Raw genomic sequence first — 19458 nt, 5'->3', positions numbered from 1 at the left:
TACCTTAGTTCCAGCAAGAATTGATGTTATCTATTAACAGGTCAATCATGAGCAAAACCAACATAAAACAAGTCGTCCCACTACGTTACGGCGTAATATTTAAAAAAGCCTTCTGCGATGTTGAAATTTTCAACAGCTTTGTGCATGACATACTGGGTATAGACTTTCACTGTGAAATTGTTGAAACCGAAAAAGAATTTGACACAATCATAGGCAATGTCAAACCCCGCTTTGACCTCTACGCTGAAGACAAGAAAAAACGCATTATCGTCGACATCCAACACCGCAGAGACCATGACCACTATGACCGTTTTTTACACTACCACTGCGCGGCACTCCTAGAACAAATCAAAAATTCTTATGATTACCGACCTAACTTAGCGGTTTATACCATCGTTGTTTTAACCTCAGGCGACAAACATAAATCCCCACTATCAGTCATAGACTTCGACCCCAAAAACTGGCGTGGCGAACCACTGGGAGAAATTCCCCATAAAATTGTTTACCTCTGCCCTAAATACTTAAACGACGATACACCCACACTATACCGTGAATGGTTACAAGTCATAGATGACAGCCTAGACGGCGAAATTGACGAATCCCAATATGACCGCCCAGAAATTCAGAAAATAGTCCACCGCATTGAAAAAGATGATATATCCCCAGAAGAACGCTATTGGATGATTGAAGAATACAACGACGAAAAAGCCAAACGCGAAATGCGGGAACAAGCGATTAAGGAGGGCATGGAGAAGGGTATAGAACAGGGTATGGCGAAGGGTATCGAGAAAGGCATCGAGAAAGGCATTGAGAAGGGCTTAATGGAAGGACGAACCAGTACACAAACAGAAATTGCGAAAAAATTAATCTCACTGGGTTTAGATACCGCCGCCATTGAACAAGCCACAGGGCTAAATGCGGAAGAAATTCAACAGTTAAAAAATTAGATCAAGAAGCGATTAGACTCCTGTGACTGATTGCAGGCGTTCAATCGCTTTATTGGACATCAGAAACATTTAACAGGTCAATCATGAGCAAAACCAACATAAAACAAGTCGTCCCACTACGTTACGGCGTGATATTTAAAAAAGCCTTCTGCGATGTTGAAATTTTCAACAGCTTTGTGCATGACATACTGGGTATAGACTTTCACTGTGAAATTGTTGAAACCGAAAAAGAATTTGACACAATCATAGGCAATGTCAAACCCCGCTTTGACCTCTACGCTGAAGACAAGAAAAAACGCATTATCGTCGACATCCAACACCGCAGAGACCATGACCACTATGACCGTTTTTTACACTACCACTGCGCGGCACTCCTAGAACAAATCAAAAATTCTTATGATTACCGACCTAACTTAGCGGTTTATACCATCGTTGTTTTAACCTCAGGCGACAAACATAAATCCCCATTATCCGTCATAGACTTCGACCCCAAAAACTGGCGTGGCGAACCACTGGGAGAAATTCCCCATAAAATTGTTTACCTCTGCCCTAAATACCTTAACGACGATACACCCACGCTATACCGTGAATGGTTACAAGTCATAGATGACAGCCTAGACGGCGAAATTGACGAATCCCAATATGACCGCCCAGAAATTCAGAAAATAGTCCACCGCATTGAAAAAGATGATATATCCCCAGAAGAACGCTATTGGATGATTGAAGAATACAACGACGAAAAAGCCAAACGCGAAATGCGGGAACAAGCGGTTAAAGAGGGCATGGAGAAGGGTATCGAGAAAGGCATTGAGAAAGGCATGGAGAAAGGCTTAATGCAAGGACGAACCAGTACACAAACAGAGATTGCAAAAAAATTAATCTCACTGGGTTTAGATACCGCAGCCATTGAACAAGCAACGGGGCTAAATGCGGAAGAAATTCAACAGTTAAAAAATTAGATTAAGAAGCGATTAGACTCCTGTGACTGATTACAGGCGTTCAATCGCTTTATTGAACATCAGAAACATTTAACAGGTTAATCATGAGCAAAACCAACATAAAACAAGTCGCCCCACTACGTTACGGCGTGATATTTAAAAAAGCCTTTTGCGATGTTGAAATTTTCAACAGCTTTGTGCATGACATACTGGGTATAGACTTTCACTGTGAAATTGTTGAAACCGAAAAAGAATTTGACACAATCATAGGCAATGTCAAACCCCGCTTTGACCTCTACGCCGAAGACAAGAAAAAACGCATTATCGTCGACATCCAACATCGTCGTGACCATGACCACTATGACCGCTTTTTACACTACCACTGTGCGGCACTCCTAGAACAAATCAAAAATTCTTATGATTACCGACCTAACTTAGCGGTTTATACCATCGTTGTTTTAACCTCAGGCGACAAACATAAATCCCCACTATCAGTCATAGACTTTGACCCCAAAAACTGGCGTGGCGAACCACTGGGAGAAATTCCCCATAAAATCGTTTACCTCTGCCCTAAATACCTTAACGACGATACACCCACACTATACCGTGAATGGTTACAAGTCATAGATGACAGCCTAGACGGCGAAATTGACGAATCCCAATATGACCGCCCAGAAATTCAGAAAATAGTCCACCGCATTGAAAAAGATGATATATCCCCAGAAGAACGCTATTGGATGATTGAAGAGTACAACGACGAAAAAGCCAAACGCGAAATGCGGGAACAAGCGATTAAGGAGGGCATGGCGAAAGGTATCGAGAAAGGCATCGAACAAGGTATTGAGAAGGGCATCGAGAAAGGCATCGAACAAGGCATCGAGAAGGGTATAGAACAGGGTATAGAACAGGGTATGGCGAAGGGTATCGAGAAAGGCATCGAACAAGGTATTGAGAAAGGCATCGAACAAGGCATCGAGAAAGGCATGGAGAAGGGCTTAATGCAAGGACGAATAGAGATTGCGAAAAAATTAATCTCACTGGGTTTAGATACCGCAGCCATTGAACAAGCCACAGGACTAAATGCGGAAGAAATTCAACAGTTAAAAAATTAGATTAAGAAGCGATTAGACTCCTGTGACTGATTGCAGGCGTTCAATCGCTTCAGCTATTGGAGATTAGAAAACCATAAAATAGCGGTAGTTATTTTATTTTTTGAAACTCTCGCATAACCAATTGTTTTATTTCATCTGTCACCAATGGAAATGAATTTAATACGTGTTCAAATTCTGTTGGGGTTAGGCCGTATAAATGGGCGATGAGTGCGTCTAGTTCGGCGCGGAGTTGGGCGCGTTGTTTGGGGTCGGTTTCGCCTGTGAGGATTTTAAAACCTGATTGGTTTAATTCATCGCGTAAGTCGTCATAGTCGGGCGTGGTGCAGATAAGTTGCGCAGCGCGTTGGACTATTTCGTTAAATATCGGGTCGGTTGCGGTTAGGCGGGAAACGGGAAGTTGATAAATGTAAAACATGTTTAAAGTTGTTGTAACTTTTTGTCGTAGAAAATAATCTAAAACAAAACTGTTAGACACAGCACAAAAAAATAACATTTCTTGATGACTAATACCTGTTTCAGCAACTTTTAACGTGGTGCTATTTACTTCTGTAAATACGTTTTTTGGTGTTATTGTAGAAATGAAAGTTCTCTCATTCGTATTACCTGCAATTCTTCTATGTAACCAACGATAGCCTTGATAATCTAGTTTTTTCCCATTATCCACTTGTTTTCCTAAAAATTTTTTTCTACCATCAGATTCATCTATCCAATAACCTGAATGTTCTGTTGTTAAACTAAACTGATGAAACATTTTGCCCGTAAATAAGGGCAACCGCCCCGCACCCGCTTCGGTTTTAAACAAATGACTGTCGTTAGTCATGTCAAATTCACGACTTAATTTTAAATTCCACGTATAGTAACCGTATTTTAAAAAGAGGATAAGAAATGACCTATTCAATAGATTTCCGTAAAAAAGTATTAAAAGTGAAACAAGAAGAAAATCTCACCCTAGCAGCGGTAGCGAAACGCTTTCAAATAGCCATCGCAAGCGTCGTCAGGTGGAGCAAAGTATTGGAAGCCAAAGGGACACGTAACAGACCAACTAAAATAGATATGGAAGCCTTAAGACAAGATGTGGCGTTATATCCCGATGCTTACCATTATGAACGCGCAGCCCGTTTTGGGATTACGGAAGGCGGGATTCGCCATGCGTTAAAACGTCTAGGGATTAGCCGTAAAAAAAACACTCAAACACCCCAAAGCCAACCCCGAAGCACGGCAAATCTTCCAAGACAATATGAACCGTTATAAACAATCTGATAGGCAAATTGTTTTCATCGATGAAAGTGGTTTTGCTCATGATATGCCACGCCGTTTTGGTTATGCACCTATCGGCGAACGTTGCTTTGGCACGCAAGATTGGAATGCAAAGGGACGTACTAATGTCATCGGGGCTTTGCTCAATTTTTGTTTATTAACCATCTCTTTAGTTTCTGGGGCGATTAATTCCGATGTCTTTTTCGCTTGGATAACCCAAGACTTACTTCCTAAACTCCCTCAGAATTCTGTGATTGTGATGGATAACGCCACTTTTCATAAACGTAGTGACATTCAGCAGGCTATTTTAGACGCTGGGCATCTCTTGGAATATTTACCGCCTTATTCGCCTGATTTAAATCCTATTGAGCATAAATGGGCTCAGGCTAAGACTCTCCGTAAACAACAACATTGTTCTATTGATGAGCTCTTTTTACTGAATTCTATTTAATCTTTTTATAGTACTGTTGCTATATTTTCTAATTGTTCGCCTAACAGCGGAAATTGCAACATTTTCTCTGCAATTTGCACATCTAATGCGTTTTTAAACTCCATCACTGAACGTGAATCTGGCGAGAGTTTTTTAATTAAATCCGTCGATAACCATAACGCGCCTTGTGCGGGAAACGTTTCTAATTCTTGCAAGTCATGACGCATAAACGCGGTGGGGAATTTATCCGTTGTCCGTCCTTTTTCAAAACTCAATACGACAAATTTAAAACGACTATCCACGCCTTCAAAAATAGCTTTGCGGTTCTCAAAACAAAATAATCCCGTGATTTCTGTCTTTAAAAACAACAAATCCCGTAAACCCGTCGCGCCTAAATCGGTATAAATCCCGCTGGGAATCACGATGCCACACAGTCCGTTTTGTTGCAGCAGGTTAAAACTTTGTTCGGTAAATAGTTTATAAAGATTAACATCACTGCCCGTTTTTTTGCCATTGACAACAGCGGATTGATGTTTAAATTGGGGCGCAGACCGTAAAAACTGGCTCACATGCGGAAATTGGCTTAAATAATCAAGCCATGCGGTTTGTATTTCAGGTTCGGTTAATAATTTTTCTTGTTCTTTTTCAAATTCTTTAATCGTCATTTTGTTTTTGCTGACAATAGCGGAATAGTCGAGAAAAAACTCTTTACTGTTCGGTTTAAACGTATCCCAAGGCGGATTAGCAATAATCGCATCAAATCCCCCGCGCGCTAACACCTCATCAAACTCATAACCCCAATGAAATGGCTGTAACCGTTCTATATCCGCAATCGTCAACGCCCGTTTTAGCGGTTTACCTTCTTTATTTTTCACCTCGTCCCACGTTATTTGTTCAAACTGAATTTTTAAGCGGTGAAACTCTTCTAATAACAACTGGTTCAGCACCAATTGTGCTTCTTTCCGCGCTTGTTCAATCGCTTCACGTAAACCACGCAAATCTTTACTATAAGCCGTTGCTTCTCGATAATTGCTAATCATGCGGTTTTTATCCGCTAACAAAGTATGATAACGCACGGATTTTTCTTTCTTAAACAAATCAAACTGTTCAAACTTAGTGGCATCCACCGTTAATAAACCGACCAGTGAATTCCCCGCCATGACGTTAAAATCAATATTCGGTAAAGGTTCTAAATCCGCCGCTTTTTCCACTGACGCAACTAAGGCCAAAAACAGGCGTAACTTAGCAATTTCAGTGGCTTCTTCCATAATATCCACGCCAAATAAATTATGCGTGATGATATTTTTTTTAATCTCATACAAACCATGTGGTGTCGCTGATTTAGCACTAATTGCCTGATAAATATCTAACAAGGTTTTCATCGCCGCGACTAAAAACGCCCCTGAACCACAAGCGGGGTCTAACAATTTTAACGAGGGCAAAATCGTATTTAATAAGGTATGCGTGAGCTGTTCATCTAATTGGCTTAATAATTCGGTTAAACTGTCAAAACGCCGCGCTTCACAAACCCCTGTAATATCAGGCAACTGCACTTTATCCAAAATCAAACGATGAATCGTGCGTTCACATAAATATTCAGTAATTTCTTTACGGGTGTAATACGCACCAAAAGCCTTTTGATTAATATATTTTTCAAAAATGTAGCCTAAAACATCAGGATTAATTTCGCGGTCGTTACCCGTTGGCGAATCGTCCAAACTCCATGAATAACCCTGAAAAAGCAAAAACAACTGTTCAAAAGCTTTATCGGCAATTGTCAATTGCGCCCGATACTGCACTTCTAACTTATGCTCTAAAAACAGCCCGCCGTTTAAATAAGGAATATCACCCAACAGCGCGCTATTTTGTCGTTCATGCACTGGTTTAGCGAAACCTTCAAAAAACAAAACTTGCAAAAAATCTTTATAAAAACTATTTGCCTGACGTGTTTGGCTTTCTGCTAACTTATGGGTTAAATAATCTCGATTGCCCTTATCCAAAAAGCCTTTTTTCTGCAAAAACCAAATAAACATGATGCGATTCAACAGCACTGATGCGTACCACCGCCGCGAACGTTCATCAGGAATGCCATGAATTTCTAACACAAAAGACTCTAAAAACCCTGAAAACTCGGCATAAAACTTTTTGGTAATCGGTTCAATATCTAAGGCTTTTTTCAACCGTTGCAACACTTCAACCAGTGCCAAATCGCCTGAATCATCCAATTCGGAAAAATCCACCGACAAAGCGGCTAATTTACTGATTAACGCATCGCCCGACTGCCCGCGAAAATAAGCATGTTCACGCGGTAGGGTTTTATTGCCATCCCGTTTTGCCCAGAAAAAAACCGCTTGCGTTGATTTATCGGTAAAAATCAATAAATTCTCGACGCTATATTCTGCCGTTATCGCTTGCGCGACGGCTTGTCGTTGTTTCGCCTGTGGAAATGTATCGGCAGAAATCAGAAACACCAAGACTTTTCCCAACGTTGCAAACGGTAAACAGTCGTAATCAACTTCTGCGACCGACAAAGTAAAGGCTTTACGTTTCTCAGGTCGATTCCAGCCTAATTCACTGATAAAGAGCTGAGGAAAATCAAAATGCTGTATAGCGTGTCGTAAATTGGAAATATTGAGCATGGTTCTGATGTCGGTTGGTGGTGGGGTTAAGATTAAAAGATTGTCTGAATCAGGATTAAAAGATTGTCTGAATCAGAATTTTCAGAATTTCCAGAATTTCCAGAATTAAAAACAATTAAAGATAAAGATTGTCTGAATCAGGATTAACAGAATTAACAAAATTTCCAGAATTAAAAAGACAAGAAAATTAAAAGAATAAAAAAAATTATGTTTTTAATTGTTTTTAATTGTTTTTAATTCTGCTAATTCTGGAAATTCTGTTAATTCTGATTCAGACAATCTTTTAATCCTGAAAATCCTGATTCAGACAGTCTTTTAATCCTGATTCAGACCGATATTCAAGCAATTTTATCTTTTTCCCATGCCAACATGGCTTGTTTTCGGGTTACGCCCCAGCGGTAATCGCCCAGTTCGCCTGATGCTCGTTACCAAGCAGAGCTTGGTAACGAGCAATACTTTTTTACGGAAATCTGTTGAATAGGTCATTTCTTATTCTCTTTTTAAAATATGGTTACTATATCAAGCATGGTTCTGATATCGGTAGGCGGTGTGTGGTCTGAATCGGGATTTTCAGCGGGAAGTTGGGTAGTTTTTATCTTCTACCGTTGTACTAGCAAAGTACCAGGGGGGGCGTATTTTGCAAAATAACCCCGTATGCCTTGTAAAATGGCTTGGGCTAGTTGGCGTTGATAATTGGGGTCGTTTAATTTGCGTTCTTCTTCAAGGTTAGAAATAAACGCGGTTTCTATTAATACCGAAGGAATATCAGGGGAACGCAGCACTAAAAAGCCTGCACGTTGTACTTTAGATAGATGGGTTTTATTAATTTGACGCAAGCCGTTTAATATTTGTTCCGCTGCATGTGCGCTGGCTTCTAGTGTGCCTGTTTGGGATAAATCTAGTAAAACGGAGGCTAATAATTCATCTTTGTCGTTTAGGCTTACACCACCTAATAAATCTACGGCGTTTTCTTTTTCTGCCAGCCATAACGCGGCTTCACTGCTTGCCCCACGTTGCGAGAGCATGTAAACCGATGAACCCCGTGCATTGTTATTTCCTTCGGCGACTGCATCGGCGTGAATAGAAATAAATAAATCGGCTTGATATTGACGGGCTAAATCAATTCGTTCTCGTAGTTTTAAGAAGTAATCGCCATCTCGGATTAAGATGGGGCGCATACCATATTCTTTATCAACTAATAGGGCTAGTTGACGCGCAATTGCTAATACGACATTTTTTTCATAAGTGCCTTGATTACCAATTGCACCGGGGTCTATACCGCCATGTCCTGCATCAATTGCAACAATAATTTCTCGTCCTTTGCCGTCGCGGGTTGGCAGTGGCGAGATTGGGAGCGGGCGGGTATTGGTTTGTGGAATAGGCGTTGTGCGGGTGGCGGTTGTTTTGCGGGTAGATTGACTGGCAAGGGTGGAGGGTTGTGTTGGCGTAATAACCGCCGCTTGTGACAAATTGCGGTTCGGTGTGGGAGAAATGGGTGTTGCATTCACGCTTGCATTTGCGTTGTAAATATCAATTGTTAGGCGATGCCCAATCATGCCCGCAGGTTTTAGTAAAAAACTTTTGGTGCGGACGGGCATTCGTAAATCAAAGACAACCCGCAGGTCGTTTGCATTACGTGGTGCGCTACGAACACCTTGAATAATTGCGCTATTTTTTGAAATGCCTGCAAGGGTGGTTGCAAGGGTGGTGTTTTCTAGGTCAATAACTAGTCGTTCTGGGTTTGATAGGGTAAAGAGGGTGTAACGGACAGGGCTGTTAAGGTCTAGCGATACTTGGGCATTATTACTATTTTCAGCACTAAGGCGCATTCCTAAAAGCTGGTTGCTTTCTGCTTGTATGGTAAAAATGGGCGATAACAGTAAAAAAAATAAAAAAATGGGTGCTTTATGTAAATTCCACATTGTTTTGCTCGAATAAAAAATATTGAGAATGCATAAACTGTGCATAAGAGTATCTAGCTAGTTGTCAAATAACAACCTCTCCTCTATCTTGTATCGCACGGAAACACTCTTTATTCATCATAGGTAAAAATTATGCGTTCATTAATATTGTTTGGTTTTATTGTCTGTTCTATTAGTGCTTTTGCCAAAGATACGCCTGATGTTGACTGTGAAAACCCGCAAGGCACTTATGAGGAAAACTATTGTGTCGAGTTGTCGTATAAAGCGGCTGATGATGATTTGAACACGACTTACAAAAAAGTAATGAAAAACGACCTTACCGCAGAACAAAAAGCGTTACTCGTCACAGCGCAAAAGTCATGGATTAAATTTCGGGATGATCATTGTGAGTTTGCGACTTATAACGCGCGTGGCGGTACTGGATTTGCTGCTTTTTTAAGTGGTTGTTTACGTGATATAACGCTGGAAAGAACAGCCGAGTTAAATGCTATTTTAGATGCCCCTGAATAATGGGTTATTTTAGTGTATGGGCGTATTTTCTTTATAGAGAGATATTATGCGATATATTATATTGTTTTTACTGGGGTTAGCTTCGTACTCGGTAACGGCAGCAGAACCCGATACATTACGGCAAATTGTACAAAATACGTTGTTAGATGTGGGGGAAAATAATCAGCTATCTACCTTACAAAACTCAGCCGATGGCTTTACTTTTTTTGATAACAGTGGGCAGGAGTTATTTGCTGTTGCAACCATACGCACTGTTGAAGGCGAAACACAATCGCGTGAAATACGAACAGTATGGCGTAAAGGTGGGGAAGAGCAAACCAGTGGCGGAGATAGGGTTATTTGGGGGTTTTTTTATGCTAATCCTGAAGATGTTAGTTGGGGAAGTTTTAATAACCCTGATGTTTATTTGAAGGTATGGATTGATAGAAGTGGACGGGTTGATGTTAATTTCTTTCATGTCTCTGTTCCTGATATTTTTGTCGCAACGGGTTTTGCGAAAAATGGCGCGCCCACTTCTGCTTTTGGTGAGTTACAGAGTACGGTTACTTTAAATAGTCGTTATGTAAGACATTATTTGCCGAATGGTGGAGATAGGTTTTTTCGTTCTAATTAGGTTGTCTTAGTCCTTTCTTATGCCTTTCTTTGTTGAGGGGGGTTTATGCTTTTTTAATAAATTCCCCTCCGCTCTTCTTTTTAAAAAAGCGAGTGGCTGAATAGTTAAAAACTTTCTCGCACTTAAGCATTGATTGTTGTAAACGGTCTAATATAAATAAGAAAAAAATCCTTAGACGAGATGACAATTTATTTATTTTTTAACACCTTGTAATAAGCATTAATACCACTTAACATGCGCTTTTCATGTAGACATTTGGTCTCATGCCCAAAAACCCTAAGTTCTCCTCATGTCCTTCTTTAAAAAAGAATTACAACTATTTTTCATTGCGTTAATGTTTTATACCCGTTTACCGTGTCCTGCATGGGTTGGTTATTCTGATGCGTATTTAAGTCAGGCAACAAAATATTTCCCGCTAATGGGTTGGATAGTCGGTGGATTTGCCGCTTTAATTTTTCTCTTAGCAGATTTATTATTTAGCTTAAATATTGCGGTGTTACTGAGCATGATTGCGTCTATTTTACTTACTGGCGCATTTCATGAAGATGGGTTAGCTGATGTATGCGACGGTTTTGGCGGAGGTTGGACAAAAATACGTATCTTAGAAATTATGAAGGATTCGAGGGTCGGGTCTTATGGTACTATTGGCATGAATTTAACATTATTGTTAAAATTTTCCGCATTGACGGCAATGTCGCCTGAATTAATTCCCTATGCATTAATCGCAGGACATAGTATAAGCCGTTTCGCCACCAACACGATAATTGCCACAGCAACTTACGTGCGGGAAAATGATGATAGCAAAGCTAAACCAATTGCTAAGGGAACGTCATTAACCGCGCTGATTATTGCGGGTTTATTGGGTGTCGCACCGTTTATGCTTCTGCCAAGTTACGGCTGTTTATTGGCAATCGTTCCCGTTTTTTTCCTCACCTTTTATCTGAGACACTATTTTAATAAACAGATTGGGGGATATACCGGTGATTGCTTGGGCGCGACCCAACAACTGACAGAATTGCTTTTCTACCTCACGATAACGACAGAATTTTGGACATCTATCTCATTCGACATACTACACCAGCCGTCTTGAGTGGCGTTTGCTATGGGCAATCAGACATTGCACTTGCCGATAGTTTCGCAGAAGACGTGATGTTGGTTAAAAAGAAATTAACGGAACTAGACAAGGACGGTGTTATTATTAGCAGTCCGTCAGGACGTTGTATTCAACTTGCTGAAAACTTAGGAGGAAATGTAATAAGCGATTCGCGGATTATGGAGCTAAATTTTGGTGAGTGGGAAATGAAGAATTTTAACGACATTAATCCAGAGCAGTTGCAAAAGTGGACGGACGATTTTGTGCGTATCGCTCCGCCAAGAGGAGAGAGTTATCAAACGCTTTCTGCGCGTTGTCAGGATTTTTGGAATGAGTTAATTCAACAGGACTATCAACAGGTTTCTATTGTGACTCACGCGGGCGTGATTCGTGCCTTGATTGCTTTATTATTAGAAATTCCGCTACAGAAATCGTTTTGTTTTAAAGTAGATTATGGGTCTGTGCATAAGTTTGTTTATCAGAAAGATTGGCACGCCATCGAGTATTTAAATCGCTAAATGTGCTGAATACGCATTATAAATATAACCCGCTTAGGTTAGTGCCAAATAAATCAGAACTTATCGTATTAAAACCGATTAGTTGGTTGATTATTTTGGTTTATTTGGTGCTACAGGTGTTTTCTGCCTTGTGTTGTTTTCCACGCAATTCTCGCCCTTCATTAACCTCATTTTGCTTAAAATAATTATTGAGGTGATAAAGTAATGTTTCGCACAACTGAAAATAAAATTATTTTGGTCACTCGCCATACTCGTTTAGATGAGTTGAAAGCGCGGTTTAATACCCGTTCTCAAGCGAAATTTTATGTAGAACAATTTGGTGCGGATTTCTCTGAGTATTTGGAAGAGCATGAAACTTATCAACAGGCGATTGAGCAAGCTGTTTTATTATTAAATCAGTTAGGACGTGTGCAGTTATTAGACCGTCGTTATTTGTCGAATTTTATTTTTGCGGCTGAGGATACGGTTGTTGTGTTAGGTCAAGATGGTTTGGTTGCAAATACGTTAAAGTATCTTGATGGACAGGCGGTTATTGGCGTTAATCCAGATTCACGTCGTTATGATGGGGTTTTATTGCCCTTTACGGTTAAAGATTTAAAAATGATTGTGCCTGAGGTATTTACACATCGTCGCCCTTTAAAAACGGTGACAATGGCACAAGCCTTGTTAAATAATGGGTTACAGTTGTATGCGGTTAATGATTTGTTTATCGGTACACGGTCGCATAGTTCAGCGCGTTATCAAATCGCATCAGGTCATTTTAATGAAAATCAGTCTTCTAGTGGTGTGATTGTTTCTACGGGCTTGGGGTCAACTGGTTGGTTAAAAAGTTTGTTGATGGGTGCAACGGCGATTTCACAAGCGTTGTCAGAATCAGAAAAGAAAGCGGAGAAAAAAATCGCCACGTCAGTCGGCGCGTCTAAACCAGAAAGCGGTTTCGGATGGGATGCTGATTATTTGCGCTTTACTGTTCGTGAACCTTTTGTGAGTGCGATTTCTTCAGCAAATTGTGTTTTTGGTAAGGTCACTTCTTCAAACCCTTTGGTTATTGTGTCGCAAATGGCTGAGAATGGCATCATTTTTAGCGATGGAATAGAAAGTGATTTTTTAGAGTTTAATGCAGGAACACAAGCAACAGTTCAGGTAGCTGATAAACAAGGATTGTTAGTTGTGTAGTTTTGTGTGTGTTTAGGGTTGCGGTTTTATCCTCTCTCTGTTGGTGGAGAGGGTTAGAGAGAGGTTAAATGTTGTCTTTACTCTTTACCAATTGACAGGGCAAGCGGTGCATTTTTCCATTTGTGCATCTTGGAAAATGGTGTAACGTATTTTTGCCCCTGTTAAATCCGCGCCATAAAGGTCGGTATTATAAAATTTGGTTTCTTGTAGGTTGGTGTTGCGTAAATTGGCGTTGATGAGTTTTGCTTTTGGTAACATGGCCATTTCTAAATCCGCACCTTCTAAGTTGGCATTTTCTAGGTTTGTCGCACTTAAACGGGCAAATTCTAGGTTTGCTCCAATTAATGACGCATTTTGTAAGTTTGCCCCTTGTAAAAATCCCGCCCAAGCATCTACGGCTAGTAAATTAGCATCTTGTAGATTCGCCCCTGTTAAGTTGATATGTCGTAAATCTGCTCGTGCTAAATTTGCACCTTGTAGGTTTGCACCGCTTAAATCTGCTTGCATCAGTTGTGCGTGTCGTAAGTCTGCATTGCGCAAGTCTGCTTTTTGGCAAATGGTTTTCGGCTGAATCACGCAACCATTGATAACCAGCAGGGGTTCTGAGTTGTCCGTTGTGTCGTCTGCATAGCTATTAGTTATAAGTAGAATGGAGAGGAAAAATAGGGCGGAAAATGAACGCATCAAATAACATCCTTATGGGCTTGTTTTAAGAATGCCAAACGAGTAAACGTTAGGCATTCTTTTAATTAACAGTTTGTATCAGTATTTTCAGCATTATTGATATTTAATTCAATGTATTCTGAGCATTCTGATTCAGGTAATGTTTGTGTTATTTGTTGGCTTCTTTTACCAGTGATTTTGCCCATGTAGGTATTTTAAATACCCAGAATGAACCGCCTTGTTTAATCGGTTTGGTTAGTTCTGCCATGTCTCCGCCCCATAATGGCACTGCTCCGCCGTAACCAGAGGCAAGACCGATGTATTGTTCGCCGTCCATTTCCCATGTAATCGGGCTAGAAATTACCCCTGAACCTGTTTGAAATTGCCATAATTCTTCGCCCGTTTTGGCGTTAAAGGCTTTAACATAACCTTCTCCTGTCCCTGTAAAAATGAGATTACCCGCAGTGGCTAGTACCCCTGACCATAAGGGCATTTTTTCTTTATGTTCCCATTCTACTTTGCCCGTTTTGGGGTTAATCGCGCGCAGTGTGCCAACATGGTCATCAAACATGCGGGCAATACGGAAACCCATGCAGAGGAATGCAGAACCCGCACGATAAGTACAATTTTCTGTCCAATAGCTTTCTTTCCATTGGTTCGCGCCTAAGTAAAACCAGCCTGTATCTTGGCTATATGCCATTGGATTCCAGTTTTTACCGCCTAAAAATGGGGGGGAAACTTCAACGGCTTTGCCACGCTTTTCATCGCCTTCAGGCAACGGCGGACGATGTCCTTCTACTTCTACAGGTCGTCCTGTTTTTAAATCGATATGACTTGCCCAATTAACACCTTCGATAAAAGGGAAGGCGTTAATTAATGCAGTGGGTTTATTTGGTTCAGCTACGCCCCGTTCTGCCAATTTGGTACGGTCGGTAATGTAGAAAAAACCGTTGCGGTCTGCATGTGCGCCTGCTTTGATTTGCTTACCATTTTCATCTTGATATTCAAACAAAACAATTTCGTTATTTCCTGAAAAATCCCATGTATCGCTGGGGGTGTGTTGGTAGAAGCCGACTAAATCGCCTGTGGTTGGGTCAATATAGGCTTGACCAGAGGTAAATAAACTATCCCCCGGATGACGTACCCACGCATTCCATGGGGCAGGATTGCCCGCGCCGATAATAATTGTGTTGGATTCCACATCAAACGAGGCACTTTGCCAAGGTGCGCCACCGCCATGATTCCATGCTTCTACCAGTTTGCCTTCTTTATCACGTGGCCAAGAAGGGGCTTGTGGATTGCCTGTTGGCGTGCTTTCTTTGCCGTCTAATCTGCCTATATGTCCTTCAACGAGAGGACGCATCCAAATTTCTTTCCCTGTATCAGGGTCACGTGCGAACAGTTTTCCAACCACGCCAAATTCATCACCTGAAGAGCCATGAATGAGCATAACGCGCCCTGTTTTTTGGTCTTTGATAATCGTGGGTGCGCCTGTCATGGTGTAGCCAACTTTGTGGTCTTCAAACTTTTCTTTCCAAACCACTTTTCCTGTGTTTTTATTCAGGGCGACAATACTCGCGTCTAGTGTGCCAAAAAAGACTTTATCGCCATAAATCGCCGCGCCACGATTAATCACGTCGCAACATGGGCGAATATCGTCGGGTAAACGGTGGGAATATTCCCATAGTCGTTTCCCTGTGCGTGCATCTAGGGCAAAAATACGGGAGTAGGAGGCGGTGACGTATAACACGCCATCTTGCAGAATTGCTTGGGTTTCTTGTCCGCGTTGTTTTTCATCACCAAAAGAGAAGCTCCATGCGGGTTGTAACATTTTTACGCTATCGGTATTAATTTCTTTTAACGCGCTCCAGCGTTGCGCTTTCACACCCATGCCATACATCAGCACGTCTTCTGGCGTATCCGCGTCGTTTAAAATATCTTCCCAAGTAACGGGTTTTGTATCGGCATGTGCCAAATTGAGATTGCAAGTCAATAATGCGGCACTGAGTGCAATGCTCAGTGGATGACGGGTTAATGCAGATAACATCTTGTTTATCTCCCTTGATAGTTTTTTTACAGAAAGAACATTATTTTTAATAATTATGACGCGCCGTTGTTTATTTAGAATAAGATAATTACTTTGCAATATATTGCTAAGGCTTTATCAATCTTAAATAATAGTTGGCAGTATAGCGAGTGAGGAGATAAAGAGAGAAGGGAAAATAACAGGCATTTTTTCGGGAAAATTTCCCGATTTTTAGCAGGAAATTTACCTAAAAAATGGGGTTTATAACGATTTGTCTTTATTTTAAGACAATTCTATATTTTTTGATACAGAGTGTTTCAGTTTTGTAACGGTAACATGAGGCTTAAACGCATCCCCTGTCCTTTGTCACTATCAATATTTAATTGTCCTGCGAGTGCTTCAACCCGTTCACGTATTCCAATTAAGCCTAATCCTGCATGATAAATTTGTGTGTCAAAACCATTCCCATTGTCGTTAATTATTAATTGGATTGTGTTTTTTTCTGTGTGATAGACCAAATTAATTTGTAATACCGTTGCATTTGCGTGTTTTGCAACGTTGGTTAAGCCTTCTTGTACAATGCGATAAAGATGAATATTCGTTGTTGCATCTAGGTGGGAAAAATCGCCTGTGGTTTGGAAGTCGACTTGGGTTTGTGGGTAGCGGGTTTGCCAATCACTGAGGGTTTGTTGTAAGGCGGCAATTAAACCTAATTCGTCTAAAGCCGCAGGGCGTAAGCGACGAATCATGTCTTTAACTAGGTTGTAAACGTAACTGGCTGTATCGGCAATTGCTTGCGCACTGTCATGAATAGCGGGCTGTTGGTTATCACCCATGATAAAAAACGCATCGGCTTTAATCGCGTTTAAACATTGTCCTAATTCGTCATGGAGTTCTCGTGCAATGGTGCGCCGTTCTTCTTCTTGTAGGGTGAGTGAGTATTGGAGCAGGCGTTGGTTTTCTTGTTGGATGCGTTGTAGTTCTTGCGCCATTCCATTGAATTGTTGCGCTAATTTATTAAATTCAGATAGTTTAAATTGGGGTAAACGGGTTTGGTATTGGCGATGTTCAATGGCATCTAAGGCTTGTTGTAATTGGCTGAGTGGACGTAATGCAAGCCCTAATCCAATGTAAAGTAAAATAATAAGGCTGACAGCAAACCCTAAAATCAGCATTAATAAATCGGATGATTCTTGCCACGCTTCTTTTATTTCATCGCTTGGGTCAGTTTGTAACAGAATATGGGTAGTTTGGGTTAAAGCCGTTGAGGTAAGCGTGCGTTGGAAAAGATGGGTTTGTGGTGCAACTAGTGCAGTAAACCAGCGGGGTACAGTGGGTATGGTTTGCATAACAGGGTTGTCATGCAGGATTTCTGTGTTGTTCGCATTTTGTAGATGAATGGTGAGATGACGACGTTTTTCCATATTTTTAAGATGCTGAATAATGGTTTGGTAATGCGCGCTGTCATTTGGTAAGTCACTTAAAATGGTTTCAAGTAAATCAAGGGTTAGTTGCGCTGTTGAGTTGACTTCTTCTTCTACAGCACTGCGTGCATTCATCACGACAAGGAGGATGGCAAATAATAGAACAAGTAGTGTGCCACCACTGATAAATAAGCTAATTTTTAGGCGTAAACTCATTATAACTCTTTAGATTTTTACAATACCGTGACGAATTGCTAATCGAATTAATTCTGCGGTGTTGTTGACGTTTAGTTTTTGGCGGATTTGGCTGTAGTAGTTGGCAATTGTTTTGTGGCTAACTGCGAGTTGTGCAGCAATATCTGTTGTTGATAATCCTTCAGCTAACAAGCGAAATACTTCAAATTCGCGGGTAGATAAATTTTTTATGCCTGCGCTTGCGTTGTTCAGTACACTGTGTAAAGCCAGTTTTTGCGCAATATCGTTTCCCAGATACATTTCACCTTGTGCAACCCGCTCTATCGCTTCTACTAATACTTCAGGTGCGCTACTTTTAGTAATATAACCCGATGCCCCTGCTAATAGCGCGTGTTCTGCAAAAATGGGTTCTTCGTGCATAGAAAAAACTAACACGCGGGCTTTATTGGTTCGTGAGGATAAGCGTTGAATGGTTGTAATGCCACCTCTACCGGGCATGGATAAATCCATCACAATGACATCGGGTTGATGTTGTATATAAAGTTGATAACCAATCTCGCCATTGCTGGCTTCTGCCACAATTTGTAGGTGTGATTGACGTTCTATCAAGCGTCGATAACCCGCTCTAACCACGATGTGGTCATCAACGAGTAAAATACGGATAGGATAGTTTACTGGTGACATTTATGGATGTTTCCTTATTCTTAAACTTCGCAAAATGCGTTATTACAGAATAACGTGTTTTCTGATGCAATAAAGGTTGTATTATTATAATATTTAAAATCAATAAGTTGGTTTGTAATGGTCAAGCGTAATTTAATTTAAGTGGAGATTACATAATGCATTCACGCATAAAAAAACGGTTTATGTATTATTCACTGATGAGTGGTTGGTTAATCAGCTTATTGGGGTGTCAGCAGGTTGATAATCAGATTCCTGTTGGATTTATCGTAGAGTTGACGGGCGTTCATTCAGATTTAGGGGTGGAAGCACGTGATGGCGCACAGTTCGCGATAGAGATGTTAAATACACAAGGGGGGATTCAAGGTCGTCCACTAAAACTGTTGGTTGAGGATGATCAAGGCATACCTGCAAAAACGCAGCAGGCTTGTGAGCAATTGATAAAAAGTAAAGTCGTAGCAATTGTTGGTACAATGACCAGTACAACAACCCTTGCAGCCCTTGAAAGTGTCACCCTACAGCAGACTCTGTTGATTAGTCCTGCTGCTTCAAGTCGTTTGTTAGTCAAGAAAGAAGATAATTTAATTCGTTTAATGTCAAGCGGTTTAGATGAGGGTATTGCAATGGCTCGTTACGCTTATCAAAAAATGGGTGGACGGTCCGCGGTGGGTATTATTGATGTCAATAATAGTATTTATACTGAATCGGTATGGGAAACTATTCAGACAGAATTTAAACAGTTAGGTGGTGAGATTAAACAGACGTTATCATTTACATCAGGTAAAACAGATTTAGTCGGACTTATTAGTAACACGTCACTAAACATTGATAATAATGATGTGGTTTTTATATTAGCCTCTGCTACAGATACTGCTCTATTATTACAATATATGCACCAGCAAAACATACAGGCACAGTTTTTCGCGTCGGGTTGGGTTGATAGCCATGATTTGTTGAGAAAAGGAGGGCGTGTTACCGAAAATTTAAAATTAACCTTATATTATAATCCTTATAGTACTGCACCAGCCTTTACACAATTCACACATGACTTTTATACGCGCTTCCAAAAGAATCCAAGCTTTGGTTCAATTTATGCTTATGAATCCATTTTAATTCTTGCTGAGGGGCTTCGCCGAACCAATGGAGAAATGCAAGGGTTAGAAGAAGCTTTATTACAAATTGAAAACTTTCCTCTACTACAAGATACTGTTTCAATAAATAAATATGGTGATGTAGTACGTAATATTTACATTGCCACTATTCGTAATGGAAAAATAGAAATACTTGACAAAGTAATTACTAATCCATAATAGA

General features: G+C 40.6%; 19 protein-coding genes. 11 read left to right on the top strand and 8 right to left on the bottom strand.

The window, feature by feature from the left end; translation table 11 throughout:
• Positions 1-47: 47 nt before the first annotated feature.
• The 3 genes from AL038_RS04425 to AL038_RS04415 all read left to right on the top strand — a co-directional run bounded on the left by AL038_RS04425 (position 48) and on the right by AL038_RS04415 (position 2997).
• A complete protein-coding gene (locus AL038_RS04425) occupies positions 48-947 on the top strand; it encodes a PD-(D/E)XK nuclease family transposase (protein ID WP_062149578.1) in 900 nt (299 codons plus the stop codon).
• 83 nt (positions 948-1030) lie between these two features.
• A complete protein-coding gene (locus AL038_RS04420; RefSeq protein ID WP_062149576.1) occupies positions 1031-1906 on the top strand; it encodes a PD-(D/E)XK nuclease family transposase in 876 nt (291 codons plus the stop codon).
• 83 nt (positions 1907-1989) lie between these two features.
• Entirely contained in the window at positions 1990-2997 is a 1008-nt protein-coding gene (locus AL038_RS04415) for a PD-(D/E)XK nuclease family transposase (RefSeq protein ID WP_062149573.1), read from the top strand.
• A gap of 88 nt (positions 2998-3085) precedes the next feature.
• On the opposite strand, the gene AL038_RS04410 is transcribed toward AL038_RS04415, so the two are convergent.
• The gene (locus tag AL038_RS04410; RefSeq protein WP_062149570.1) at positions 3086-3817 is read right to left on the bottom strand and encodes a hypothetical protein; all 732 of its coding nucleotides are present in this window, start codon (positions 3815-3817) and stop codon (positions 3086-3088) included.
• Positions 3818-3882: 65 nt separating this feature from the next.
• Here AL038_RS04410 and AL038_RS18445 point away from each other — a divergent pair, with 65 nt between their 5' ends.
• Entirely contained in the window at positions 3883-4248 is a 366-nt protein-coding gene (locus AL038_RS18445; protein ID WP_062149567.1) for an IS630 transposase-related protein, read from the top strand.
• Positions 4235-4705 carry an IS630 family transposase gene (locus AL038_RS18440; RefSeq protein WP_106405022.1) on the top strand — a complete coding sequence of 157 codons (471 nt, stop codon included), beginning with the start codon at positions 4235-4237 and terminating at the stop codon, positions 4703-4705. Before AL038_RS18445 ends, AL038_RS18440 begins: the two co-directional genes overlap by 14 nt.
• Before the next feature lie 5 nt (positions 4706-4710).
• Here AL038_RS18440 and AL038_RS04395 read toward each other — a convergent pair whose 3' ends face one another.
• The 3 genes from AL038_RS04395 to AL038_RS04385 all read right to left on the bottom strand — a co-directional run bounded on the left by AL038_RS04395 (position 4711) and on the right by AL038_RS04385 (position 9245).
• Positions 4711-7323, bottom strand: a complete 2613-nt coding sequence (locus AL038_RS04395; protein WP_201800129.1) for an Eco57I restriction-modification methylase domain-containing protein — start codon at positions 7321-7323, stop codon at positions 4711-4713.
• 348 nt (positions 7324-7671) lie between these two features.
• Positions 7672-7809 (bottom strand): hypothetical protein, encoded by a 138-nt coding sequence (locus tag AL038_RS04390; RefSeq protein WP_161575427.1) that lies wholly within the window; start codon positions 7807-7809, stop codon positions 7672-7674.
• Positions 7810-7922: 113 nt separating this feature from the next.
• Positions 7923-9245, bottom strand: coding sequence for an N-acetylmuramoyl-L-alanine amidase (locus tag AL038_RS04385; protein ID WP_062155344.1), 1323 nt, complete (start codon positions 9243-9245; stop codon positions 7923-7925).
• 132 nt (positions 9246-9377) lie between these two features.
• Between AL038_RS04385 and AL038_RS04380 the strand changes: the two genes are divergently transcribed.
• The 5 genes from AL038_RS04380 to AL038_RS04360 all read left to right on the top strand — a co-directional run bounded on the left by AL038_RS04380 (position 9378) and on the right by AL038_RS04360 (position 13155).
• Positions 9378-9755, top strand: a complete 378-nt coding sequence (locus AL038_RS04380; protein WP_062149564.1) for a lysozyme inhibitor LprI family protein — start codon at positions 9378-9380, stop codon at positions 9753-9755.
• Positions 9756-9801: 46 nt separating this feature from the next.
• Positions 9802-10368 (top strand): hypothetical protein, encoded by a 567-nt coding sequence (locus AL038_RS04375; RefSeq protein WP_062149561.1) that lies wholly within the window; start codon positions 9802-9804, stop codon positions 10366-10368.
• A 289-nt stretch (positions 10369-10657) separates the two neighbouring features.
• Positions 10658-11458, top strand: coding sequence for an adenosylcobinamide-GDP ribazoletransferase (locus AL038_RS04370; protein ID WP_062149558.1), 801 nt, complete (start codon positions 10658-10660; stop codon positions 11456-11458).
• A complete protein-coding gene (gene cobC, locus AL038_RS04365; RefSeq protein WP_062149555.1) occupies positions 11416-11979 on the top strand; it encodes an alpha-ribazole phosphatase in 564 nt (187 codons plus the stop codon). Before AL038_RS04370 ends, cobC begins: the two co-directional genes overlap by 43 nt.
• Before the next feature lie 204 nt (positions 11980-12183).
• Positions 12184-13155: a diacylglycerol kinase catalytic domain-containing protein gene (locus tag AL038_RS04360; RefSeq protein ID WP_062149551.1), complete on the top strand. Its 972-nt coding sequence runs from the start codon at positions 12184-12186 to the stop codon at positions 13153-13155.
• 84 nt (positions 13156-13239) lie between these two features.
• Here AL038_RS04360 and AL038_RS04355 read toward each other — a convergent pair whose 3' ends face one another.
• The 4 genes from AL038_RS04355 to AL038_RS04340 form a co-directional block, all read right to left on the bottom strand.
• Positions 13240-13839 carry a pentapeptide repeat-containing protein gene (locus tag AL038_RS04355; protein WP_062149549.1) on the bottom strand — a complete coding sequence of 200 codons (600 nt, stop codon included), beginning with the start codon at positions 13837-13839 and terminating at the stop codon, positions 13240-13242.
• Positions 13840-13987: 148 nt separating this feature from the next.
• Positions 13988-15865, bottom strand: a complete 1878-nt coding sequence (locus AL038_RS04350; RefSeq protein ID WP_062149546.1) for a methanol/ethanol family PQQ-dependent dehydrogenase — start codon at positions 15863-15865, stop codon at positions 13988-13990.
• 296 nt (positions 15866-16161) lie between these two features.
• A complete protein-coding gene (locus AL038_RS04345) occupies positions 16162-17484 on the bottom strand; it encodes a LapD/MoxY N-terminal periplasmic domain-containing protein (RefSeq protein WP_062149543.1) in 1323 nt (440 codons plus the stop codon).
• Between the two features lie 9 nt (positions 17485-17493).
• Positions 17494-18147, bottom strand: a complete 654-nt coding sequence (locus AL038_RS04340) for a response regulator (RefSeq protein WP_062149539.1) — start codon at positions 18145-18147, stop codon at positions 17494-17496.
• Positions 18148-18302: 155 nt separating this feature from the next.
• On the opposite strand from AL038_RS04340, the gene AL038_RS04335 reads away from it, so the two are divergent.
• Positions 18303-19454 (top strand): ABC transporter substrate-binding protein, encoded by a 1152-nt coding sequence (locus AL038_RS04335; RefSeq protein ID WP_062149537.1) that lies wholly within the window; start codon positions 18303-18305, stop codon positions 19452-19454.
• Positions 19455-19458 lie beyond the last annotated feature (4 nt).

The organism is Beggiatoa leptomitoformis, assembly GCF_001305575.3.
GTDB classification, from domain to species: Bacteria; Pseudomonadota; Gammaproteobacteria; order Beggiatoales; family Beggiatoaceae; genus Beggiatoa; species Beggiatoa leptomitoformis.
Note: the sequence above shows the minus strand (reverse complement) of the source record. Positions and strands in the feature narration are given on the sequence as shown.